General features: G+C 71.4%; 8 protein-coding genes. All 8 read right to left on the bottom strand.

The window, feature by feature from the left end; translation table 11 throughout:
- Nucleotides 1–11: 11 nt before the first annotated feature.
- Genes IF83_RS0123585 through IF83_RS0123550 form a run of 8 tightly spaced genes read right to left on the bottom strand, consistent with a single transcriptional unit; the run spans nucleotide 12 to nucleotide 25,068 of the window.
- Nucleotides 12–5,564: a beta-ketoacyl synthase N-terminal-like domain-containing protein gene (locus IF83_RS0123585; protein ID WP_051723248.1), complete on the bottom strand. Its 5,553-nt coding sequence runs from the start codon at nucleotides 5,562–5,564 to the stop codon at nucleotides 12–14.
- Nucleotides 5,561–13,213, bottom strand: coding sequence for an SDR family NAD(P)-dependent oxidoreductase (locus tag IF83_RS30615; RefSeq protein WP_158711099.1), 7,653 nt, complete (start codon nucleotides 13,211–13,213; stop codon nucleotides 5,561–5,563). Before IF83_RS30615 ends, IF83_RS0123585 begins: the two co-directional genes overlap by 4 nt.
- On the bottom strand, nucleotides 13,210–20,805 hold the full coding sequence (locus IF83_RS0123575) for an SDR family NAD(P)-dependent oxidoreductase (protein WP_030547342.1): 7,596 nt from the start codon (nucleotides 20,803–20,805) through the stop codon (nucleotides 13,210–13,212). Before IF83_RS0123575 ends, IF83_RS30615 begins: the two co-directional genes overlap by 4 nt.
- 5 nt (nucleotides 20,806–20,810) lie before the next feature.
- Nucleotides 20,811–21,560, bottom strand: coding sequence for a polyketide synthase (locus IF83_RS0123570; protein WP_030547341.1), 750 nt, complete (start codon nucleotides 21,558–21,560; stop codon nucleotides 20,811–20,813).
- Entirely contained in the window at nucleotides 21,557–22,324 is a 768-nt protein-coding gene (locus IF83_RS0123565; RefSeq protein WP_030547339.1) for an enoyl-CoA hydratase/isomerase, read from the bottom strand. The genes IF83_RS0123570 and IF83_RS0123565 overlap by 4 nt, the downstream gene beginning before the upstream one ends.
- Complete coding sequence (locus IF83_RS0123560; protein ID WP_030547337.1) at nucleotides 22,321–23,589, bottom strand: hydroxymethylglutaryl-CoA synthase family protein; 1,269 nt, start codon at nucleotides 23,587–23,589, stop codon at nucleotides 22,321–22,323. Before IF83_RS0123560 ends, IF83_RS0123565 begins: the two co-directional genes overlap by 4 nt.
- 20 nt (nucleotides 23,590–23,609) lie before the next feature.
- A complete protein-coding gene (locus IF83_RS0123555) occupies nucleotides 23,610–24,830 on the bottom strand; it encodes a beta-ketoacyl synthase N-terminal-like domain-containing protein (protein ID WP_030547335.1) in 1,221 nt (406 codons plus the stop codon).
- A complete protein-coding gene (locus IF83_RS0123550; protein WP_030547334.1) occupies nucleotides 24,823–25,068 on the bottom strand; it encodes an acyl carrier protein in 246 nt (81 codons plus the stop codon). Before IF83_RS0123550 ends, IF83_RS0123555 begins: the two co-directional genes overlap by 8 nt.
- Nucleotides 25,069–25,080: the final 12 nt, after the last annotated feature.

Here is a 25,080-nt window from a genome sequence, read left to right as displayed (position 1 = left end):
GCCGCCCCCTCCTACTGCTTTGCGATCGCGCCGAGTTCGACCAGTTCCTGCCGCAACTGCGCGGCCACGTCCGCGAGTTCCGCGCTGTCGTCCGCGGCCGCCGCTGACGCGGGGGCGGCCGGCTGCTCGATCCGCTCGATGTCGTCCCAGGCGATCAGCTCCCGCAGATGCGCGGTGAGCGCCGCGACCGAGGGGTGTTCGAAGATCGCCGTGTCCGGTACACAGACGCCGAGTTCGGCCTCGATGGACAGCCGGAACTTCTCGACCATGACGGACTCCATCCCCAGGTCGAAGAAGCCCCGGTCCGAGTCGGGCAGCTCCGAGGGCGGATAGTCGAGCAGTTCGGCGAGCCGCTCCCGCAGAAAGGCCGTCAGGATGTCGTCCCGCTCGAACTCCATCGCCTCCGCCAGTGCGGCCAGTACCGCAGACGTGCCCGGCGGGGGCACAGCGGCCGGTTCTTCGGGCCCGGTCGGCGCGTCCGGCGCCGAGCCGGCCGACGCGTGCGGCCGCAAAGGCACCGGGTGCCCGCTCGCCGCCGTCTCTTCCCGCTGTCGCGGTGGCCGGGTCAGGGCACCGGTGCCGGATCCCGTGCGCCCGGTCCAGAAGCGGTCCCCCTCGAAGGGATACGTCGGCAACGGGACCCGCGTCGGACGGGTTCCGCCCTGGTACGCGGACCAGTCGACGACCGCACCCCGCGTCCAGGCCCGCGCGGTCTCCTCAAGCCGAGCGGGGGCCGGGGCCCCGAGCGAGGTCCGCGTACCGTCCACGGCGACCTGGCCGGTGTACCAGCGCGCCCCGCTGCCGGTTCCCTGGAGGTAGGCGTCCAGGGTGTGCACCGCGTCCTCCGCGTCCGTCGCCACGAAGGCGAGCCGGTGCTCGTGGGCGTCCCGCCCCGTTTGCAGGGTGTGGGCCACTGCGCCGAGTCCGCCCGGCTGTTCCCGCGCCGAGGCGAGGTGGGCGCGCAGCGACGCGGCACGGGCCTGCAGCGCGGACGCGCTCCGCGCCGAGAGCGGCATGATCACGGGGGTCGCCGGCGCGCCGGGTGCCGCGGCGGGCGTGTACTCCTCGACGATGGCGTGCACGTTGACGCCCCCGGCGCCGAAGGAGCTGATCCCGGCTCGCCGGGGCACCTCGCGCACCGAGCCGTCGCCGGAAGTGATGACGGGCCGCCGCCACTCGCCCGTGACCCGCTGCACACGGAAGGGGGTGGCCTCGAAGTCGATGTGCGGGTTCAGCTCGTCTGAGTGGGTGAGCGATGCCGCCAGCCGCCGGTGCTTCAACTGCAGCAGCACCTTCGTGAGTTGGGCGATGCCGGCCGCCGCCTCCAGGTGTCCGATGCCGGACTTGACGGAACCGATGGCGCAGAACTGGGTGTCCTCGGTGTCCTTGGCGTACGCCTGCGTCAGCCCGGCGACCTCCACGGGGTCGCCGAGTTTGGTGCCGGTGCCGTGCGCCTCCACATAGCTGATGGTCCGGGCGTCGACCCCGGCCTTCTCCAGTGCCCGGCCGATCACCTCGGCCTGCGCCGTGGGGTTCGGCACGCTGTAGCCGAAGGTCCTGCCGTCGTTGTTGACCGCTGTCGCCCTGATGACGCCGTAGATGTGGTCGCCGTCCCGCTCCGCCGCCGCCAGCGGCTTCAGCAGCACCGCGCCGACGCCCTCGCCCGGTACGTAGCCGTCGCCGTCCTTGCCGAACGACCGGCACCGACCGTCGCTGGCGGCGAACTGCCCGGCGCACAGCGAGACGTACTTGCTCGGGTGCAGCGAGAGGTTCACCCCGCCGGCCAGGGCCATCTCGGACTCACCACTGCGGATGCTTTCGCAGGCGAGGTGCACGGCGAGCAGCGAGGACGAGCAGGCGGTGTCCACGGACATGCTCGGTCCGCGCAGGTTGTAGAGGTAGGAGACCCGGTTGGCGATCGAGTACAGCTGAGAGTTGACGGGGGTGAAGTGCCCGTCCCGGTACGACTCCGCCTGGTGCAGTTGGTAGTTGTTGAACGTGGCTCCGACGAACACGCCCACGCTGGCGCGGCCGTCCGCCGCGGTGGCGTCGTGCAGCCGCTCGCGCGCATACCCGGCGTCCTCCAGGCAGGCGGCGGCCGTCTCCAGGAACAGCCGCTCCTGTGGGTCCATGTGTTTGGCCTCCAGCGGCGAGATGCCGAAGAAGTCCGCGTCGAAGCGGTCCACGTCGGGCAGGAAACCGCCCCAGGTGCAGTACATGCCCTCGCCCTTGCCGCGCCGGGCGCCGGGTCGCGAGCCGTAGTCGCGGGGGTCCCATCGCTCCTTCGGGATCTCGACGACGCAGTCGCGGGCGAACTCCAGATTGGTCCAGAAGTCCTGCAGCGTGGGCGCCTTGGGGTACCGGCCGCTCACCCCGACGACGGCGATGTCCCCACGGGCAGAGGCCTCGCCGACCGTGGCGGGAGCGGTCCGCGTTCCGGTGTCCGGACGAGCCGGGCCGGGCGCCGCCTGGGGGGCCGTCGGCCGCGCGGGCCCGCGGTCGGCCAGGAACCCGGCCAGCGCGCCGATGGTCTTGTGCGTGAAGAACGCCTCGGCGGGAATCTCGCCGAATACGTCCTCCAGGCGGTCCAGCAGCCTTTGCACGGCGAGCGAGTCGACGCCGATCTCGTGGAAGGCGGTCTCGGGGGACAGCCGCTGCCGGTCGATGTTCAGAAGGCGCGACAGTTCCTCGGTGAGCACCTCGGTGGCATCGTCCGGGGGTGGCGAGGCGGCGTCGCCGTCCGGCACGGCGGGCCGGTCCGCGGCGGGCTCGGGAGCGGTGCAGCCGAAGGAGTCCCGGAACTCCGCCAGCCAGTAGCGCTCGTCGGCGAAGGGGTATCCCGGCAGGGGGATCCGGCGGGGGCGCTGGTCCCCCCACAGCTGGTCCCAGTCGGGGCGGCCGCCGGACAGCCATTCGTCGGCGGCGCGAGCGAGCGCCCCGGTGGCGGACAGTTCGCCCGGCTGCGTGGCCCACGCCCCGGGGGCGCCTCCGTCGACGAATCCGGTGAGGGCCGTGAGGAGTTCGGCGCGAGAGGCCGCCACCACCGCCATCCGGTGCTTCAGCGGGTCCCTGGCCACCTGGGTCGTGTGGGCCCAGTCGGCCAGGTCGAGCGTGTCGGCCGCCGTCACCGCGTCGCGGAACCTGGCGGCGTAGGAACGCAGTTGACGCTCCGTCTTCGCGGACAGGACCAGCAGGACGGGACGCTGTCGCTCCTCAAGGGCGGGCCGCCGCGGGGGCGCGGGCTCGGGCACGTACTCCTCGATGACGAGGTGGGCGTTGGTGCCGCTGAATCCGAAGGAACTCACCGCCGCCCGCCGTGGGACGCCGTCGGTGGCGTCCCAGGGCTCCGCTTCGGTGTTCAGGTAGAACGGGCCCTCCTCCAAAGCGATGTGCTCGTTCACCGTCTCCAGGTGCAGTGTCGGCGCCCGCGTGCCGTGATGCAGGCTGAGCAGGACCTTCAGCACGCCGGCGATGCCCGCCGCCGTGAGCAGATGACCGATGTTGCTCTTCACGGAGCCCAGCGAGCAGTACCCCGTGCGATCCGTGAAGGTGCGGAACGCCTCGGTCAGCGCCTCGACCTCGATGGGGTCGCCGAGTTTCGTGCCGGTGCCGTGCGCCTCGACCATGGTGATCGTCTCGGGGTCGATGCCGAAGCGCTCGTACACGTCCCGCTCCAGCCGCGCCTGGGAAGCCGCGCTCGGGGCCGTCATGCCGTTCGTCCGGCCGTCCTGGTTGACGCCCCAGCCACGAATCACACCGCGGATCGGGTCACCGTCGCGCACGGCGTCGTCCAGCCGCTTCAGCAGGACGACGCCGACCCCCTCCCCCGGTACGAAGCCGTCGGCGCCGGCGTCGAACGTCTTGCACCGGCCGTCCCTGGACAGCATTCCGGCCTTGCTCGTCATGACGTGCATCGACGGGCCGGAGAGCACCGAGACACCGCCCGCGAGTGCCAGGTCGCTGTTGCCGAGGAGCAGGCTGTCGCATGCCTCGGCGATGGCGACGAGCGAGGAGGAGCACGCCGTGTCGATGGCCAGGTTCGGGCCCTTGAGGTTGAGCAGGTAGGCGATACGGGCGCTCAGGATCGAGGACGCCGCACCGGTGAAGCCCTGCGGGTTGTCGCCCTTCCGCATCAGGTACTGCCCGTATTCGCTGGGCCCGCATCCGACGAACACACCGCACCTGGTGCCGGACAGGGCCGATGGCGCGATCCCGGCGTTCTCGACGCAGTGCCAGCTGCTGGTCAGAAAGATCCGCTGCTGGGGGTCCATGTGCTCGGCCTCGACCGGCGAGATGTTGAAGAACAGGGGGTCGAAGGCGTCCGCGGTCTCCAGCGTGCCCATCCACTTGCTGTACGTCTTGCCGAGCGCCTTCGGGTCGGGATCGACGTACGCCTCCAACGGCCAGCGCGAGGGGGGAACTTCGGACACGCAGTCGCGCCCGGCGACCAGGTTGTCCCAGAACGCGCCGAGGTCCGGCGCCATCGGGAACTGGCCGGCCATGCCGATGACGGCGATCGCCCGACGGGAGTCCCCCTCCCCGCGCTCCCCGCGCTTCCTCCGCTCTGCCGACTGCGCCGTCTGCGGCATCTCCGCTGTCTGCGGCGTCTGCGGCTTCTGCTCGGTCGGCCGGGTGCGGTCGACGGGCTTCGGGGCGTCGGACGCGCCGCCTCCGAACAGTGCCTGGATGCGGTCGCGGACCTCGCGCTTGTTCACGAACGTCCGCTCGTGCATGTCCAGTTCGCGTTCCAGGGAGCCCGCCACTCGGCCGCGTACGGACTCTGCGAGCAGGCTTTTGAGGCCGATGAGGGACTCACGCGGCGCCTGCGCGAGCTCCCGCGCGAACTCCAGCGCGGTGTCGCGGACCTGGGACCGCGGGACCACCGGGAACGGCACGCCACGCTCGGCCAGTTCCGAGCCCCGGTATGTGCGGCCCGCGAAGAGGATCTCCCGGGCCAGCGCGCCGCCGAACCGCTCGGGGAAGATCAGCGTGGCTCCCGCACCCGGCGTGAACCCGTACTTCATGTAGTTGCTGGTGTAGTAGCTCTCGCTGCTGAACACCGCGAAGTCGCAGAACATCCCCATGGACCAACCCGCGCCGATGCCGTGCCCCTGCATCGCGGCGATGACGGGCAGCCGGCAGTCGAGCGGCAGGTGGTAGACCCCCAGGTCGGTGAATTTGACCCGGCCCTCCTGGATGGCGAGCAGCCCGTCCTTCGTCCCGCCGGACGCGAAGTAGCTGTCGTAGCCGGTGAGTACGACGACCCGGACGGACTCGTCCGCCTCGATCTGGGCGAAGGCACGGGTGAGACCGGAGACCAGGGCCGACGAGAAGGTGTTCTTGTGCGCGCGGTCCTCCATCACCACCAGCGCGATCCCCGGCTCCGCGTGCAGCCATCGCACGACGTCCTCGTCGCCGTCCTCGTCGCCGCTCGGTTCGGGCACACCGCGGTCGTGTGGCTCCGGGGCCGTGGCGGGAGCCAGCAGCGCGCGCAGTCGGCTCTCGGCCTCCTCGGCGGTGAGGTCGCCGCTTCGCAGCGCGGCGAACACGTCCTGGGGGTTCACCGGCGGGGCTCCTTGTCGAGGTGCTGGAACAGCTGCTGCGCCGCGTCGACGTCGAGTTCGCCGCGCTGCACGCCCTGGACGAGGACGGACAGCCCCTGCGCGGGCGCCGTCCGGCCCAGCTTCGGCATGAGGAACTGGCGGAACTCACGGACGGTCGGGTAGTCGTAGATCTTCGACGCCGTCACGGACAGGCTGTACTTGGCGTTCACCCACTGCACCCATTCCACACCCACGATCGAGTCGAGCCCGAGGTCGGCGAAGCTCCGGTCCGCGTCGATCTCGTCACGCGGGACCGCCAGGATCTCGGACAGCCCTGCCGCGAGTTCCTCCTCCAACCGCTCATCGGAGATCGCGGCCGGAACCGGGCCCGGCTGTTCGGGCTCCGGCCGGGCGATCGCGACGGGGCGGGGCGACGGGGCGGGCACCTCGTGCGCGGCCGCCGCTGGTTCCATGGTCGCTGCCGGTTCCACGGTCGGCGCCGGTTCCACGGTCGCCGGGCGCGCTCTCTCCGGCAGCACCGACAGCCGGATGCGGTGCGACGGTTCGCCGCGCCGGTCGACCGCGGCGGCCTGCGCCGGTGCGGGGGCAGGGGCGTGCTCGCGTCGCGCCAGGGGGACGGGCCGGGGCTGCGGGGAAGACAGGGAAGACGAGGAAGACGAGGAAGTCGGGGAAGTCGGGGAAGCCGCAGAAGCGGGGGAGGAAGTCTGCTGCGTTGCCGCGAGTTCGTCCCTGATCCAGAACCGCTCGTTCGCGAACGGATAGGTCGGCAGACTCATCCGGTACGGCAGGACGTCCCCGTACAGCTGCTCCCACCGCACCTTCATCCCCATGGTCCACAGCGACAGCAGCTTTCCGTAGGCGCCGTTGGTGGCCAGCGCCGCGACGGCCGCACCGATGCCGTCGTCGTCGAGCAGCAGGTCGAGGACTTCCTTGTGCTGGCGCGTACGCCCCCGGTACACACCGGCCACCGCGTCCGGGCCGTCCGCCAGATAGGCGGTCAGCCGACTGTGCAGTTCGGCCGTGCTCACCGCGGTCACGGCGAGCCGCTCCGCCATCTCCTCGCGCCCCGTCTGCAGCGTGAACGCGGCATCGAGCAGCCGCTCGTCCGTCACCGCCCCGTCACGGATCGCCTGCGCCAACTGGGCTGCTCTGGCCTCGAGTTGTTCAGGGGTGCGGGCGGACAGAACGATGAGGGCGGGGTGTTCGCGGGTGACGGGGCGGGCCGGACGGGTCCGGCCGTCCGCGTCGGCCGACGGGATGTACTCCTCGATCAGGACATGGGCGTTCGCGCCGCCCGCACCGAACGAGGAGACCCCTGCGATGCGGGGTGCTGTCGTCACCTCGCCGTCGCGCACCACCGCGGGCCGCTTCCACTCGCCGAGTTCCCGCTGGAGCGTGAACGGAGTTCCCTCGAAGCGGAGGTTGGGGTTGATCCGCTCGGCGTGCAGGCTGGGCGCCAGGGCACCGTGCCGCATCTGCAGGACGACCTTGGTCAGGCCTGCCATCCCGGCCGCGGCCTCCAGGTGGCCGATACCGGACTTCACCGACCCGATGGCACAGAACCCGTCGTCCTGGGTGTCCTTCCGGAACGCCTCGGTGAGCCCAGCCAGTTCGATGGGGTCGCCGAGTTCCGTGCCGGTGCCGTGCGCCTCGACATAGCTGACGGACCGGGCGTCGATGCCTGCCTTGTCGAGCGTCTTGCGGATGAGCACGCTCTGCGCCGTGGGGTTGGGCACGGTGTAACCGAGCGTGTGGCCACCGTGGTTGATGCCCGTGGCCGGGATCAGGGCATGGATGTGGTCATGGTCGGCGAGGGCGTCGGACAGCCGCTTCAGGATGACGACGCCGACGCCCTCCCCCGGTACGAAGCCATCGGCGCCCGCGCCGAAACTCTTGCAGCGGCCGTCGGCCGCCAGCATGCGATGGGCGCACATGCCGACGTAGTTGGACGGGTGCAGGTACAGGTTGACACCGCCTGCGACCGCCATGCGGCAGTCGTCCCTGAGGATGTGCTCACACGCCTCGTGCAGGGCCGTCAGGGACGACGAGCACATGGTGTCCACCGGCATGCTCGGCCCGTGGACGTCCAGCAGATACGAGACACGGTTGGCCACCGAGGCGAAGGAACTGTGCAGTTCCCCGCGCCATCCGGCGGCGCGGGGCTCGGCACCGTACAGGTTGTAGCCGGTCTTGGTGATGCCGGCGAACACCCCGACATCGCCCCCGTAGGCCTTGGCCATCTGTTCCCGCGTGCACCCGGCGTCCTCCATGGCCTCCCACACCGCCGTGATGAACAGGCGCTCCTGCGGGTCCATCAGACGTGCCTCGCGCGGGGACACCTGGAAGAACAGCGGATCGAAGGCGGCGAATCCGTCGAGGAAGCCGCCCCACTTGCTGTAGCTCCTGCCGTGTGCGGCCGCGTCCTGCGGGTCCGGATCGTAGAAGCCGTCCAACTCCCAGCGGTCGGAGGGGATTTCGGTGATGCAGTCGCTGCCCGCCGCGAGGCGTTCCCAGAACTCCTGCACGTTGTCCGCCTGCGGATACCGCCCGGAGATGCCGACGATGGCGATCGGCTCCCGCTGCATCGTCGTCGCCGCGCTCCGGACAGCCGGTGCGGCGACGGCGGGAGCCGGCTCGGCCGGTGCGCCGGATCCGGGGGTCAGCGGTGCCGGTGCCGCGCCCGTCCAGGCGGCGCACTCGGCGGGAAACTCCGAGAGCAGGTACTCCGCGGCGTGCGCAATGGTGCGCCGCTCGAAGAACAGGGTGCGGGGCAGGTCGGGGAAGTCGTCCTCGAGCATCCGGTTCCACCGGGTGATCATCACGGAGTCGATCCCGTACGTCTCCAGCGGAGCCCGCACGTCGAGGCTCTCCTCGCTCATCTTCACGACGCTGCCGAACTGTTGCTTGAGGCGGCGCACCACCGCTTCGCGCAGCGTGTCCTCGCCGACGGCGGCCCGTTCCGCCCGCGGGCTGCGCGGAACGGCGGTGTCGTTCACGTAGTTCATGATCCTGTCCCCGGCTCCCGCGAACACGGCCAGCCGCTCAGCTCCGGCGGCCAGCCCTCGATACAGCGCCTTGAGTGCGCTTTCGGTCTCCAGCGCGGTCACCCCGGTCGATACGCGGAGCCGCTCCTGTGTCTCCGCGTCCATGGACATGCCGCCGTCCCGCCACAACGGCCAGTCGACACACAACGCATGCCCGTGCCGCTCCCCAGCGGCGGTCAACTCGTTGCGACGAGCGGTGTAGTGCCCCATGAAGCCGTTGGCGGCGGCGTAGTCCGCCTGCCCGGCGTTGCCGACGACGGCGGCAGCCGACGAGAACGCCAGGAAGACGTCGAGTGCCTCGTCCTTGGTGCTCTCGTCGAGATTCACCAGACCCGTCACCTTGGGGGCCAGGACCCGGCGCACGTCGGCAGCGGTCCGCCCGATGAGAAAGCCGTCGTCGAGCACGCCCGCGCAGTGGATCACACCGTTCGGGCCGCCGAACCTGCTGCGGATGTCGGCCATCAGACGGTCGGTCCGCGCCGGGTCGGTGATGTCGACGGTTCGGTACTCGGCGTGTGCTCCAAGGGATCCGAGCTCTCGGAGCGCGGCCCGGCACTCCGGCCGGTCCGGGTCCGACCGCCCGGTGAGCACGATCGTGGTCCCGGTCGTGCGTCGCGCAATGTCCCTGGCCAGGTGCAAGCCGATCGCCCCCGCACCACCGGTGATCACGTAGACGCCGCGGTCCTTCCAGGGCACCGGGGCGGCCGCCGGTTCGACGGCTGTGCGGTGCCCGGCCACCAGACGCTCCCCGCCCGCGTGGCGGATGTGCCGGTCGCGGGCGTGGGCGGCGTTCTCCATGACCACCCGAGTCAGCCGGTCCGCCCGGTCGCCCGCCTCGATCAGCTGGGTGACCACCCTGGGGTTCTCCAGCGTCACGGACCGCAGCATCCCGGAGAGTTCGGACAGGGCGGCGTCCGGGCCCTCACCGGCGACGACGAGCTGGAGGAGCGAGCGGCCGCCCACGGCACGGCGCAGCACGTCCCGCAGGACCTGTGTCAGCTGCACGGTGAGGTCCTCGAAGCGGCGGTCGGCCCGCTGCTCGGCGGTGCGCAGCACGGTGACCTGTGGCCGTCCGTCCCGCCCCTGCGGATGGTCCGGCAGGCCGTCGGGCAGGCCGGCTCCGCAGAGGATGACGTCGTGGTGGGCGAACCGTTCCACGGGGCCGGTACCGGATGCGGCCGCCTCGGACGCGGTCCAGTCCGGGACGAGCAGCAGTGCGGGGTCACCTGCGGGCTCGGGTGTGGTGGCCGTCGCGGTGGCCGGTGCGGGCGTCTCCTGTCGCGTGATCCAGTACCTGCCCCGGGCGAACGGATAGGTCGGCAGTGAGATCCGGCGGGGCCGGGGCTGCGGGAAGCAGCTCTCCCAGTCGGCGTCGGCGCCGTCCGCCCACTTCCGCAGTGCCGCGTCGTACTGCCCGTCCGCGAGCAGTTCCGCCACGCTGCTGCCGCCCGTGCGTTCCCTGTCGCGCTCCTGCTCCTCGTACGGGGGACGGAAGCCCTGGTGGAGCCCGGCCGTCTCGTCGCCTTCGAGGAACTTCCGGAGCGTACGGGCGAGTTCGTCGAGCGAACCGGTCATGAAGGCGAGCCGTGCCGCCATGGCCTCCCGGCCGGTCTGCAGGGTGTACGCGATGCGCGCGAGGTCGGCCTCGCGATAGCCGCGGTCGGGGTCGCGCAGCGCCGCAAGCAGCAGCCGGGCCCGCTCGCGCAGCCGGTCCTCGTCCATGGCGGAGAGGACGACGGGGAACCGGGTGGCGGCGACGGACGCCTCGGCGCTGTGCGAGCCGGAGGCGCCCGCCGGGACGAACTCCTCGATCAGGACGTGTGCGTTGGCGCCGCCCGCGCCGAACGACGAGACACCCGCGAGCCGCGGATGCTCGCCGTCCTCCAGGACGGGACGCCGCCAGGGACCGGCCTCCTGCTGGAGGATGAAGGGCGTGGCGGTGAAATCGATCTCGGGGTTCGGGGACTGCGCGTGCAGCGACGGCGCGATCTGCCCGTGCCGCAGCTGCAGCAGCACCTTGGTGACCCCGGCGATTCCGGCCGCGCTCTCCAGGTGTCCGATGTTGCTCTTGACCGAGCCGAGCGCGCAGAACTGGCGATCCGTGGTGTGCCGCTCGAACGCCCTGGTGAGACCGGCGACTTCGATGGGGTCGCCGAGCGCCGTGCCGGTGCCGTGGGCCTCCACGTAGCTGATGGACCGGGCGTCGCGGCCGGCTCGCTCCAGGCATGCGGTGACGAGGGCGGACTGGGCCCGGGGGTTGGGCACCGTGTAGCCGTTGGTGCGCCCTCCGGCGTTGAGGTGGCTGGCCTTGATGACACCGTGGACGGTGTCGCCCGCGGCCAGTGCCGCGCCGAGCGGCTTCAGGACGAGCGCTCCGACGCCTTCCCCGTCGACGAAGCCGTCGGCCCCCGCCCCGAACGCCTTGCACCGGTCGTCCGAGGAGAGCATGGTCAGGGAGCTCAGACGCAGGTAGTGGACGGGATCGGCGATCACGTTGACACCGCCGACGACGGCGCACTCGCAAGCGCCGCTGCGCAGGCTCTCCACGGCGAGGTGGAGGGCGGTGAGCGAGGCGGAGCACGCGGTGTCCACGGCCAGGCTCGGACCGTGGAAGTCCAGGGCGTGGGAGACCCGGTTCGCCACGGACCAGTAGTGCGCCCCTGTGGGGTAGTTGCCGTTCATCACGCCGACGAAGACACCGACCTGGCGGGTGCCGGACAGCGCGGCGGGCGTGTATCCGGCGTCCTCGACGGCCGCGTACGCCGTTTCGAGGAACAGCCTCTCCTGCGGGTCCATCCGCTCCGCCTCAGCGGGCGAGATACGGAAGAAGAGCGGATCGAACGCGTCGACGTCGGTGAGGAATCCGCCCCACCGGGAGTACATGGTGCCGACGGCGCCGCGCTCGGCGTCGAAGTACCGTCGCCAGTCCCAGCGTTGCGGAGGGATCTCCGATATGCCGCTGCGGCCGTCGCGCAGGTTGCGCCAGAACGCGTGGACGTCCTCGGCGCCGGGGTAGCGGCCCGCGAATCCGACGACGGCGATGTCCTGCGCGTCGGAAGCCGCCGGGGTGACGGCAGAGCGCTCCGCGGGCTCCCCGGCCGACGTCGGCCGCCGCCGCGGCTGGTCCGGGGCGGCGGCGTCCTCGGTCAGGCCCAGCAGCGCGGGGAGCCGGGCGCCGTGCGTGGTGACGAGGTGAGCGGCCAGTTCCGCGACCGTCTGGTGCTCGAAGAACACCGTGCTGCTCAACTTGCCGAGTTTGTCGCGTAGTTCGGAGCTGAGCTGGGTGACGACCAGGGAGTCCAGGCCGTAGCTCTGGAGCGGCTCGGTCGGATCGATCTTGTGGGTCGGGTACTTGAGGGCGGTGGCGATCAGCGTCGTCAGATACGGCGTCACCCGTGCCGTGAGCGCGTCGGTGTCGTCCGCCGCGTACTCCGTGCCGGGCCCGTTGTCCGCGGTGGCGGCCGTGTGGCCGTCCCGCGCCGTGGCGGGCCCCGGCACGGGCGCCGCCGTGTCCGGCTGTCCGCGGTGCTCCCGCCGCGGCTGCCCGCGTCGTACGAAGCCGTCGCTCTCGGCGCCCAGGAGCTGCTGCCCCGGCTCGGCGCCGGGGACGTCGGGGCAGAGCACGGGCGTCAGCCCCTCCTCCGTCAGCACCCGCTTCCATGTGTCCACGCTCAGGCCCGGGCAGCCGCGCAGCCGCAGTTCCGGATCCGTATGGCGCCACCAGCCCGCCAGCAGCCCGAAGGTGAGATGGGCGAACAGGGTGTTGCCGACCAGTTCGTTGACCAACAGCAGTCCGCCGGGCTTGAGGAGTCCCTTGGCGTGCCGCAGCGCCTCGCGCACCGATGTGGTCGCGTGCAGCACGTTGGCCGCGATCACCAGGTCGTGCGCACCGACGGCCAGGCCCTGCTCCTGCGGCGGCCGCTCCACGTCGAAGGTCCGGCACTCGATGAAGGCGTGCCGCGCACCGTACGTGCGTTCCGCGTGGGTCAGGAAGGCCGCGGAGACATCGGTGTACGTGTACTGCTCGATGCTGTCGGCGAAGGGCGCGAGCCGGTCCAGTACGGCTTCGCTCGTCGCTCCGGTCCCGGCGCCGATCTCCAGGATGCGCACCTTCGTGCCGGGCTGCCGGTCCACCAGCCGGGCCACGCGGGCAGCGGCCTGTGCGGCCAGCGCCTCCCGCCCGGCGTCAGCGGCCGGATCGTCCTTGTACACCGCCTCCACCAGGTGCAGCGACGAGTCGGGGAAGAGCACTTCGGTGGCCGGCACCCGTCCGGTCAGGATGTCGGGGATCCGGCGCACCGTACGGTCGAGCAGGGCGGCCCGCCCGCGCAGCGTCGGCAGGCTCTGCCACTCGGGCAGTGTCCGGTCCCACTCCTGCCACAGCCCGGCGGTGGCTCCCGGCCCGGTGCCGTCGGCCGCGGCGCCCTCCCGGATCACCCGGAGGGTCTCGCGCGTCCACTCCCGGTAGGCCGGGTCGATGGCCGCGCCGGCCATGACGTCGTCGAGCTCTGCCCCGTCCGGGGCGCCGAGCTCCGCCAGCTGAGCCCGCAGCAATTGCTGCAGCAGCCGCTCCATCCGCTGCTGCGCCGCCTGCGTCAACCTCACTGCTTGTCCCCTCCGTTGGATGCGCCCACCGTCTGGGCCGCGGCGTGCCGCGGCACCCGGTCGGCGATGAACCGTGCCAGCTCGGGAAGCGTCGGGTGGTCGATGAATGCCGCCTGCGTCAGGTGCACCCGGTAGTGCTCGCCGATCCGCTCGGCCAGCTCGGTCAGCTGCGCGGGCGCGAAGCCGTACGCGGTCAGTTCGCGTCCGTCGTCGGACGCCTGGATCCGCCCGCCGATCCGGGCACCGGCCAGATCGCGCAGCTGTCCGAGCACGGTCGCGTCACTGACCGGTTCGGCGGGCCCGGCCGCACCTGCCGTCGCGGTCAGGCTCTGCGTCATGTCCAGGGCGGCGATGCGGCCGGGATCCGCCACCTTCATCAGGGCGAGTCGCTCGAAGGGGGACGACAGCAGGAACTCCAGGGCTGCCATGCCCTCGGCCGGCTCGATGGACCCGATGCCCTCGCGCGCCATCCGCTCGCGGTACGCGGCGGACGCCACGACCCCGACGCTCCCCCAGTAGCCCCAGTTCATGACCTTCACCGCGCACGGCCACTCCTGTGCGAGCCGGTGGGCGAGGGCGTCCTTGAAGGCGCAGCCGGCCGCGTAGTTGGCCTGTCCTGCGCCCTTGACGAACGAGACCACCGACGAGAAGAACAGGACGAAGTCGAGCGGCACGTCGGAGAAGACCTGCGCCATGCGCACACCGACGTCCAGCTTGGCCGCGTAGCCGGCCCGGAAACGCTCCTCGGTCATCTGCGCGAGGCTCCGGTCTAGGAGCGAGATCGCCGCGTGCACGACTCCGTGCAGCGCGCCGAAACGGTCGAGCGTGACCCGGCACGCTCGGCGCAGCTGGGTCTCGTCGGTGGCGTCCGCCTGGACGTACACCGGTGCGGGTCCGAAGCGGGCGAGGCGTTCGATGCTGCGGGTGATGGCCGCGTCCTGGGCCCGCCGTCCGACCCATACGATGCGGGCGCGGTAGGTCTTGATCAGGTACTCGGACCACGTCTCGCCGAGTCCCCCGGCCCCACCGATCACCAGGTACACGCCGCCGTGCCGGTAGCCGGTGCGTCGGCCCGGTGCGGCGCCTTCGACCGGGATCAGCCGTCGCCGGTACCAGGCACCGGACCGCAGGGCCAGCACGTCCGTACCGGTCTGCTGGGGCAGGCGGCGCAGCGCGCCCGCGGGCCAGGGGCCGTCGGCCGGGAGGTCGACACCGCGTACCTGCCACCCGGGGTGTTCGTTGGCGAGCGAACCGGCCAGCCCGTGGACGCCCGCGTGTGTCGGATCGACGGTGTCGCACGGTCCGCACGGCTCGCTCTGCCGGGTGGCCACGGTCAAGGTCAGCTCGCGCTGTCCGTAGTCCAGTTCCAGCAGCGCCTTGACCGTGCGGAACAGCTGGAGCGTGCCGTCGTGCTGAGCCTGTGGCACGGACTCCCAGCCGCCTTCTTCGACCGTCCCGCTGGGCGCCGCCCACACGAGGTGTCCGATGGGCCCGCATCCGTCGAGCAGGTCGCGCAGCTCGGCCACGGATGCGTCCGGCGCCAGGTCGAGCAAGGTCGCGTCGGGGAATTCGTCCGTGAGCCCCCGCCGGGTGCGGGAGGCGACGCCCGCGAGGACCGTGCGGCCCTCGGTGGTCACCGTCCCGGTACCGGCGTCGAGCGGCAGCGCGTCCCACACCGGGGTGGCGAGGACGGTCTCCATGGGCGCCTCGGCCGCGGGCTGCCCGGGGGCGGCGGACGGCGCCGCCCGCAGGGTGCGGCAGGCCGCGCCGCGGATCCGGACGCAGACCGTCCCGTCCTCGTCGCAGATGTCCAGGTCGAACAGGCGCAGCGCCTTCGTGCCGGTTCGTTCCCGCACCCGGGCCCACCCTGAAGTGCGGCACGGGGCGAGCACGTCGACCGTGTCGACGCAGAACGGCAGAGCGGGACCGTCGAGGTCCTGGGGCATGCCCGCGGGCGGCAGCATCAGTCCGACGACCGCCTGCAGCGCCGAGTCGAGCAGGCTCGGGTGCAGTACGTACGCGTCGGCGGTGTCGCGCACGGCGTCCGGCAGCGAGAGCCGGGCCAGGGCCTGGCCGGTGCCGACGCCGATGTACTCGATGCCGCGAAACGCGGGTCCGTACTCCATCCCGGCCCGGCGGAACGCCTCGTAGCATTGCTGCGCCGTCAGCCGGCGTTCGGTGCAGGCGGCGCGGATCGCGGCCACGTCGAGTGACGCCCGCTCCGCCTGCTCGTCCGGCACGGGCAGCACACGGCCGCGAGAGTGCAGGACGGGTTCCGTGCCGGGCCGGTCCGGGGTCCCGTGCACGGTGAAGCCGGTCGCGCCGTCGGGTCCGGGCGTCAGGGTGACGTCGAGGCGCAGGGGGTCCTCCGCCATCTCGGCCGGTGCCGTCCAGGCGACGTCGGCGAGGCGCAGGGCGCGGTCCGCGAGCCCGCGGGACCTGTGCTGCGCCTGCACCGCCGCCCTAGCCAGCTCCAGGTGGGCGGCTCCCGGCAGGATGCTGCGGCCGAGCACCCGGTGGTCGGCGAGGAAGAACTCCGTGCCGGAGAACTCCGGCCGGAACCTGGTGTGTTCGCTGTCCGGCCCCGCGGTCGGCAGCAGCGGATGACCGGCCGGACCGCCACCGTCCGAGGGTGCGGGGGCGACGGACGGCGCCGGGTCTGCCGCCTCCGTTCCCGTGGCGGGCAGCCAGTAGCGGTCGCGTGCGAACGGATACGTCGGCAGGCCGATGAGCCGGGGCCGGGCCGCCTCGTGGAGCGACTCCCAGTCGTACGGGGCGCCGTGCACCCACGCGTCGAGCAGCTCCGCGTACTCCTGCGGGGTCGGCGCGGCGTTCCGCGGCACGGTCGGCGCGTCGGCGTCCCCGAAGCCGGCGCGGCCGCGGTGGACTCGGTCGTGGGTGCGGCCCGCGGCGAACTCCTCCAGGATGTCGGCCAGTTCACCGACGGAGGACACGACGCAGCCCATGCGTTCGCGCATCGGTTCGCGGCCGGTCTGGAGGGTGTACGCGATGTCGGGCAGCTCGGTGTCGGTCAGGTGCCCGTCACGCAGTGCTCGCGCCAACAGCCGCGCCCGGTCCCGGAGTCGCTCCTCGTCCCGCGCGGAGAGCACGACCGCCACCGGACGGACCGCGGCGTCGGGCGTACCGGTGTGCGGCCGGTCCTCGGCAGCGGGCAGGTACTCCTCGACGACCACGTGCGCGTAGGCGCCCGAGATGCCGAACGAGCTGATCCCGGCGCGCAGCGGGGCCCCTTCCGGGGCGAGCCACTCCTGGGTATCGGTGTTGACCCGCAGCGCTCCACCGTCCCACTTGATCAGCGGGTTGTGCTCGCGCAGCCGGGGCAGCGGCGGGATCTGCCGGTGGCGCATCTGAAGGATCACCTTCAGCAGCCCGGCGAGGCCCGCCGCGCCTTCGGTGTGCCCGATGTTCGCCTTGACCGAGCCCACCGAGCAGAACGCCTCGCGCTCCGTGTACCGCTTGAACGCCTGGTTCAGCGCGGTGATCTCGATGGGGTCGCCCAGCTTGGTGCCGGTGCCGTGCGCCTCGACGTAGCTGATCGTCTCCGGCGCGATCCCGGCGTCCTGCCACGCCTTGACGACGACGTTCTCCTCGCCTGCGACGCTCGGCGCGGTGAAGGACGGGGTGTATCCGCCGTGCCGGGCCGCCGAGCCCTTGATCACCGCGTGGATCCGGTCCCCGTCCGCGACCGCCTGGCTCAGCGGCTTGAGCAGCACGGTGCCGATGCATTCGCCCGGTACGTATCCGTCGGCCTCCGCGGCGAAGGTGTGGCAGCGGCCCGTGGGCGACAGAGCGCCCACGCTGCTGAAGAACCGGTAGTGGTACGAGGACAGCAGCAGGTTCACCCCGCCGACGAACGCCGTGGTGCACTCCCCGCTGCGCAGCGCCTGGCACGCCTGGTGCAGCGCCACCAGGGAGGAGGAGCACGCGGTGTCCACCGCCACGCTCGGGCCGTGCAGGTCCAGGGCGAAGGAGACCCGGTTGGCAAGGACCGTGTGGTGGTTGCCCAGCCCCGCGTACGGCTCGACGGGCAGTTGCCGCTCGTTGATCACGTCCAGGTAGTCGTGACAGCAGACCCCGATGAACACGCCCGTGTCGCTGCCGCGCAGCCGTGCGGCGGCGCCCGCGTCCTCGGCCGTCGCATAGACGCTCTGCAGCAGCAGCCGCAGCTGGGGGTCCATCCACTCGGCCTCGCGGGGCGAGACACGGAAGAACTCCGCGTCGAAGGCGTCGACGTCGTCGAGGAACCCGCCCCACTTGCAGTACGTCTTGTCGTGGGCGCCCGGGGACGCGTCGAACCACGGGCGGTAGTCCCAGTGGTCCCGCGGGATCTCGGTGATGACGTCCTTGCGGTCGACGAGGTTGCGCCAGAACTCGTCGAGGTCCTGTGCACCGGGCAGCATTCCGTGCATCCCGATGACCGCGATGTCCTCCTGCCCGGCGTCGTGTCCGGCACGGTCGTGGGGACCGGCGCTCGCGGGGGCGGGCGCCGTCCGTGTCGGGGCCGCGGGCCGCGCACCTGTGGAACGGGCCGCGAAGGCCTTCGGGTGGTCCTGGTGGAAGTGGTCCGCCAGTTGGGCCAGGCTCGGGTACTCGAAGAAGAGGGCGGGGCTCAGGTCGAGCCCGTTGTCCCGCTCGATCTCCCCGGCCAGGGCGACCAGTTGGTCCGAGGTGGCGCCCAGGTCCATCAGATTGGCCCGCGGGTCGATGTCGTGTGCCGGGACGTCGAGCAGTGCCGCCAGCTTGTCGGTGAGGTAGCCCCGGATGGCGGCGGGCAGCTCGTCGCCCGCGGCCACCGGGTCCGGTGCCGTACGGATGCGTTTCATGGAGCAGCCGGTCAGCCGGGCCACCACCGCACCGGCCTCGTCGGTCAAGTCCGCGTCGAACACCACGAGTTCGCCCGAGTCACGGCGCAGCCGCACCGTCAGCCACACCCGTCCGGTGACCGGGGTGCGCCGGGCCCGCACGCCCTCGATGCCGAAGGGCAGGTACCCGGCGGAGTCCGCCGGTGCGTCGTCCCTGTCGAGGAACAGCAGGGCCGCCTGGAAGGCGCTGTAGAGCAGCAGTGGGTCGAGAGTGCGGCCCCGCGCCCCGTCGCCCGTGGCGTCCACGGCCGCCAGCACCGTTGCGTCGTCCGCGTACAGCTCGGCGAAGGTCTTGAAGGTGTCCCCGATCTCGATCGCCGGATTGCGTCCGTACAGCCGCTCCGGGTCCACCGGTGACAGCCCGGTCCGGACCACCGTGCGGTCGAGCGTCTCCGGCTCGTAGGTGGCGGCGCGCACCCGGGTCTCGGCGACCGGGGCCCACAGCTCGCCCGCGTCGCTGCGGTGCACGACCCGCAGGCGCAGGTCCGGTCCGGTCGCGGACGTGTCCGGTGCCGCCCGGAGTTCGGCGCGGGTCCCGGCGGGCACCTCGACGGCGCGCAGGAACGTGAGTTTGCTCAGCTGGGCCGCGTCGTGCTGCGGGAAGCGGTCGAAGAACCAGTCGAGCGCCAGCCCGGCATGGGTCATGCCGATGAGGGTCGGCACGCCTGCCACGGTGTGGTCGCGGACGTAGGGGTCGTCGGCGTGGAAGCGGACGGTGTCGTCGGCCGGAGCCTGCGGATCGGGCTCTGCGCGCGCGGCGGGCTCGGCGGCCGGTGCGGTCGGCTCGACCGGGTCGAGGGCGGTGAACCAGTAGCGGTCCTGTGCGAAGGGGTAGCCGGGGAGGTGCGCTCGGCGCGGCGTGCCGTCGTAGAGGAGGGCCCACTCGTCGCAGGTGAAGTCCGCACCGCGCAGCCAGGCGTCGGCGAGCTCCGGCAGCGCCGCCTCCTGCAGCCACCGGCGGCGCTCCCGCTCCGGAGCGCGCCCGGGGGCCGCGGTGGTGCGCTGCGGGTCCGTGACGGCGTGCCCGGCCTCGTGGTCGCGTACGTGGCGGTCCAACGCGCCGAGCAGTTCCTCGCGCGAGGCGGCGATGAAGGCCGCGCGCACGTCCATCGCCTCGCGCCCGGTCTGCAGCGTGTGGGCCGTGGCCGCGAGATCGGTCCCGGGCTCGTCGGCCAGGTGGCGGCGCAGTCGGTCGGCCTGTCGGGCCAGCGCGTCGGAGGTCTTCGCGGACAGCACGAACAGGTACCGGCCGCCCCGCGCGACGCCCGGCCGTGGTGCGGCGGCGGGAACGTACTCCTCCAGCACGATGTGGGCGTTGCTGCCGCTGAAGCCGAAGGCGCTGACGCAGGCGCGGCGGGGGTGGCCCTCGCGGGCGTCCCACGGGCGGGTCCGGGTGTTCAGGTAGAAGGGCGAGGACGCGAAATCGAAGTGTGGGTTGGGCTCTTCCACGTGCAATGTGGGCACGAGGGTGCGATGCCGCAGAGAGAGCAGCACTTTGTGCAGCCCCGCCACTCCCGCGGCCGCGGTCCCATGGCCGATGTTGCCCTTGACCGAGCCCACGGCGCAGAACTGGCGCTCCTCGGTGTACTGGCCGAACACCGTTGCCAGTGCGTCGAGTTCGATGAAGTCGCCCAGGGTGGTGCCGGTGGCGTGCGCCTCGACGTAGCCGATGCCGGCGGGATCGATGCCGCGCGCCGCGTACACCTGCTGGATCAGCTTGACCTGGCTGCGCTTGCCCGGCGCCGTGATTCCGTTGGTGCTGCCGTTCTGGTTGACGGCGGTCGCGGTGATGACGCCGTGGATGGAGTCGCCGTCCCGCTCCGCGTCGGCGAGGCGCTTGAGCACGAGCGTCCCGACGCCCTCGCCCGGCACGAATCCGTCGGCCCGCTTGTCGAAGGGGCGGCACTGCCCGGTCGTGGAGAGCATGCCGGCGGCGCTCATGCTCGTGTACCGGTCGGCCTCCAGATAGAGGCTGACGCCGCCGGCCAGGGCCAGGTCGGTCTCGCCGGCGCGCAGCGCCTGGCAGGCCAGGTGCACGGCGACCAGGGAGGAGGTGCAGGCCGCGTCCACCGCCATGGCGGGGCCGGTGAGGTTGAGGTGGTAGGCGATCCTGGCCGCCGCGATGGCCCCGTTGGTTCCGGTCGCGTTACCGGTGCCCGGGGCGTACCGGGCGAGCAGGGTCTCGTACTCGTGGCTGGCGAGGCCCAGGTAGACGCCGCAGTCGCGGCCGTCGAGCCGCTCCCGCCCGTATCCGGCGTCCTCGAAGGCCCGGAAGGCCTCTTGGAGGAAGAGCCTGTGCTGGGGGTCCATCGCGTGGGCTTCGTTCGGCGGTATTCCGAAGAATGCCGGGTCGAAGGCATCCACGTCGGACAGCGCGCCCAGCCATTTGCAGTCGGTCCTGCCGGGCCGACGGGGACGGGGGTCGTAGTGCGTGTCGATGTCCCAGCGGTCGGCGGGCACCTCCGTGACCGAGGAGCGTGCGGCGCGCAGGTTCTCCCAGTACCGGCCGAGGTCCTCGGCTTCGGGGTAGCGGCCGGACATGCCGATGACCGCGACGGCGTGCTGTGCCGTGGCTCTCGTACCGGTCGGGGGCGGTGTCGTGGGCTCCTGGGTGCGACGGGCGGCCGACTCGGCGGTCAGCATGCTGCGGGCGTCGTCGAGTCCGATCCTGCCGGACCGCAGAGCCAGCAGAAGGTCTTTGGTCTGCATCTCTCTCACTCTCCGAACAGAGCGGTGACCCGCTGCCGGACTTCCTCGCGGTGGAACGTCAGCTCGTGCATGGCGAGTTCGGCCTGGATGACGTCCGGCAGCGCCTGGCGGATCGGCGCCACCAGATGCTGTTTGAGGGCTTTCAAGGACACGGCCGGCTTGTCGGCCAGTTCTCTGGCCAGCCGCAGCGCCTCGGGCAGGACGTCCTTGCGCGGCAGCACGGGGAACGGCACGCCCCGGGCGGCGAGTTCGGCACCCCGGTGGTTGGCGCCGTTGAGCAGCATCTCCTGCGCCAGCGGGAGCCCCAGTTTCCTGGGGAGGATGCACGTGGCGCCCATGCCGGGGGTGAAGCCGTACCGCATGAAGTTCGCGGTGTAGACGCTCTCCCGGCTCAGTACGACGAAGTCGGCGTACAGGCCCATGACGAAGCCACCGCCGATGCCGTGCCCCTGCATCGCGGAGATGACGGGCACGTCGCATTCGAGCGCCAGGCTGTACAGGTTCAGATCGGTGAACCTGCTTCGGCCCTCGTAGATGGCGAGCAAGCCGTCCTGCGTTCCGCCGGACGAGAAGTAGCTGCTGTAGCCGGTCATGACGACGACCTTGCACGTGTCATCGCGGCGGACCGTCTCGAAGGCGTTCAGCAGTCCGTCCACCAGTTCCGGGGTGAAGGCGTTCTTGTGCACCCGGTCCTGCATGGTCAACAGGACGATCCCCGGCTCGACTTCACGAAGGTCGACGACCGGTTCGCTCACGCTTCCCAAGGCAGTATTCCTTCCTCGGTGTAGCGGCGGATCAGGGTCAGGTTCCGCTCGTCGGAGAAGACCTCCCGGTTTCCCGCCAGGGCGGACGGCCGCGCCGCGGTCAGGCCGTCGTCCAGCGCGTGGAGGAAGCGCTTGTACCGGGCGATCCCCGATGCCGGCAGGCACTTCAGCCGGGTGAGGTGCCTGCGCAGCAGGGCCTCACCGTTCGGGCCGGTCGCGTCCACGAGTCCGTAGGAGGCGGCCGTCGCGGCGTCGAACGGCATCGTCATCAGCGTCATGTAGTGCGCCTTCTGTGATCCGCAGCGCCGGATGAGGAAAGGCAGCACGCAGGCCGGGTACAGGCCGAAGAGCAGCTCCGAGAGGCTGAACCGCGCGGTGTCGTCGGCGATGACGATGTCGCTGGCCGCCACCAGCCCGACGCCGCCGGCATTGGCGACTCCGCGCACGTGCGCGACCGTGACGAAGGGGCCGATGGCCAGCCGCAGGAACAGCTCGTAGAGCCGCTCGGGACCGTGCTCCGTCCGCTCGCCCGCGGCGGCCGCGGTGGTGGTGAGCTCCTGGAAGTCCGCGCCGAAGCAGAAGTAGTCCGGCAGCCCTTCGAGCACCACCACGGTGACGGATGCCTGGTGCCGGTCGAGCGCGTCGAGGAGTTCCGCGACGAGGAGTTCGTTGAGGGAGTTCTTCGCCTCCGGCCGGTCCAGCCGAATGCGGCAGACGGTACCGGCCGTGTCGACCTTGATGGTTCGGTAGGTCATGCCGCCCACCCGTACTCGCGGTGGAACTCACTGATCCGTTCCAGGACCAGTCCGGGTGCGCCGTGCACGGCCCCGAGTTCCTTGGCGTACCCCACGGGGTCCAGCTCGACGTTGCGGGTGCCGAACGCCACGGCGGAGCTGTCCCGCAGTACCTGGTCGTACGCCTCCGTCGTCAGCACGTTCCGCTCGCGCAGGGCCTGCTCGATGTCCAGTTCGCGCAGCAGCTCGCTCCCCTGAGCCGTCGCGACGCCGCTGTAGAACTCGGCGCAGCAGCCGGATCCGTAGGAGAAGCAGCCGATCCTGCGGGGTTCGTCGAAGGAGCCGTGCGCGATGGTCGCGGCGAGCGAGGCGAAGACGCTGCCGCCCATCATGTTCCCGGTGTACCGGGCGTAGCGAAGACCTGGTGCGACCCGTTCCTGGAAGTCGGCCTCGATCTGGGCGCGCGGGGCCTTGGCGAACTTCCGCATCATGGTGCGGTGGGCGCCCTTCACCATGCCCCCGAAGGGGGTGTGGAAGGTCAGATAGCCGAACGTGTCCCGGTAGTGGGCCTGCGGGACCCGGCGCCGGTACGCGAGAAAGGTCTGCTCGCAGCAGTCCAGGTAGGACATCAGGCCGAGATCGGCGTCGCCGACCTCTCCGGCGGGTGTCGGCCGGCAGGTGTCCATCACCTCATAGCCGTACGATCCGTAGGCGCCGGCATCGAGGTGGAGGACCCGGGCGTCCTCGCCCACCAGGACGGCGGCGGCCCCGGCCCCGGACGTCGGTTCCATGAAGGCCCAGTCCATGGTGATCGCCTCGGCGTCGTCGGGGACGGCGTGCCGCGACACGTCGGTGGCGATCACCAATGCCTTCGCCCCGGGCGAAGTACGGGACCGGATGAAGTCGACGGCCGTCTGCAGGCCCGCGGTCCCGGCGTAGCAGGCGTTCTTGACCTCGAACAGGCGGCAGTTCCGGTTGAGCCCCAGGTAGTGGTGGAGATAGCTGCTGAGGGACTTCCCGAAGTCGAGCCCCGATTCCGTGCAGGTGACGAGCATCTCGATGCGGTCCCGTTCGGCCTCGCTGAGCGCGTCCACCAACGGTTTCGCGGCGTTGACTCCGAATGTCACCGGGTCCTCGAAGGGCAGCGCGACCGTCTTCTGATGCACCATCAGCTCTGCGGACTTCGACGTGTCCAAGCCTCGGTGTGCCATCAGCCCGGGAACGTCGATGCAGGTGCTGCCCCCATAGATGTTCATCGCTTCTATGCCGACGGGAACTGTGTCCATCGCCTTGCCGCCTCTCTCCCTCAGCCGTTCGCGTTCTGCAGACACAGTGCGGTGTTCACGCCGCCGAACCCCATGCTCAACGTCAGCGCGTGGGTGACCGGTTGGAGCACGGACCGCTCCCGCACCCAGTTCCATGCCGGGTCGATCGGGGTTTCCAGATTCCGCGTCGGATGCAGAGTCGCCGCCTCCATCTGCAGCAGCGTGGCGATGATCTCCACCGTTCCCGCCGCGCTCAGTCCGTGGCCGGTGATCGACTTGGTCGCGTTCAGATACGCCCCGTCAAGTCCGCAGGAGCGCAGGGCCGTCAGCTCCACCGGGTCACCGACACCGGATCCCGTGCCGTGCGGGTTCACGTAGTCGATGTCCCCCGGTCGCCGACCGGCCTGGGCGAGCGCCTGCCGGATGGCCCGGCTCTCACCGCCGACGGACGGATCCGGGTTCCGGTTGGCGTCGAGCGCGACGCCCCATCCCGTCAGCGCCGCGTACGGTCGCGCTCCTCGCCCGGCGCCCGCCGAGGCACGCTCGACGACGACCGCACCGCAGGCCTCCCCGTAGATGAATCCGTCGCTCGATGCGTCGAACGGCCGGCAGGCCAGCTCGGGTTGGTCCGCGAAACGGTCGGAGCCCATGGCGCCGATCGAGCGCAGTGCCTGGCATTCCCAGGCGGACAGATCGGCCAGGGCACCGATCGCGACACACACGTCGACCGCTCCCGAACGCACGGCCTGCGCCGCCTGGATGACGGCCATCTGACCACTCGCCGAGGCACCTCCGACGGTGTGCGCCATGCCTTGGATGCCGAACTGCTCGCTGCAGAGCCCGCACAGGTCGCTGTCCAGGTAGGAGAACGCGTACGTGGGCGGCAGATAGGCGGATCTGCCTCGGTACGCCTCCTGCTTGAGCACCAACTCGCGCTGCTGGATGTTGGATCCTCCGACGACCAGGCCCACACGCTCGGGGTCGGCCCGCTCCAGGCGCGCCTCCTCCCATGCCTCGTGCAGGGCGAGCAGCGCCGCCTTCCCGGAGAGTGAGACCGTACGCAGGAGCTTCTTGGGGAACCGTTCGGGGAGGGCCGGTTCAGCGATCTCGGCGCCCAGGAAGTCGTGTTCTCCGCTTCTGCCGGGGCGGGCCATGACGCCGAAGTTCCCGGCACCGGAGAACAGAGCGGTCGTGAACTCCTGCTTTCCCGTACCGACCGCGGTGACCACACCGCAGCCGGTTATGACGAGGTCTTCAGGCATTCGACTTCGAATGCAGTGCATCGACCAGGTCGCTTATGTTCTGCACGCCGGCGAGTTCGACTCGGGCCATCTGAAGGGACAAGGATTCCATGGCAAGCATGGCCACCTCGGCCCGGTCGACAGAGTTCGCCCCGAGGTCCGTCAGCCGGTCCTCCCAGTTGATCGGCTGCCCCTCCAGATCGGGAAGCACTTCGTAGATGTGCCCCTTCACCATTTCGAAGATCTCGTCCCGCTGCATATCGCTGCTCCT

The sequence above is a fragment of the Streptomyces albus subsp. albus genome (genome assembly GCF_000719865.1).
Classification (GTDB): domain Bacteria; phylum Actinomycetota; class Actinomycetes; order Streptomycetales; family Streptomycetaceae; genus Streptomyces; species Streptomyces albus_E.
Note: the sequence above shows the minus strand (reverse complement) of the source record. Positions and strands in the feature narration are given on the sequence as shown.

Coding starts and splice junctions, on each gene's coding strand:
- IF83_RS0123575 (WP_030547342.1), bottom strand. CDS start 20,805: ATGCAGACCAAAGACCTTCTGCTGGCTCTGCGGTCCGGCAGGATCGGA.
- IF83_RS0123565 (WP_030547339.1), bottom strand. CDS start 22,324: ATGACCTACCGAACCATCAAGGTCGACACGGCCGGTACCGTCTGCCGC.
- IF83_RS0123560 (WP_030547337.1), bottom strand. CDS start 23,589: ATGGACACAGTTCCCGTCGGCATAGAAGCGATGAACATCTATGGGGGC.
- IF83_RS0123555 (WP_030547335.1), bottom strand. CDS start 24,830: ATGCCTGAAGACCTCGTCATAACCGGCTGCGGTGTGGTCACCGCGGTC.
- IF83_RS0123550 (WP_030547334.1), bottom strand. CDS start 25,068: ATGCAGCGGGACGAGATCTTCGAAATGGTGAAGGGGCACATCTACGAA.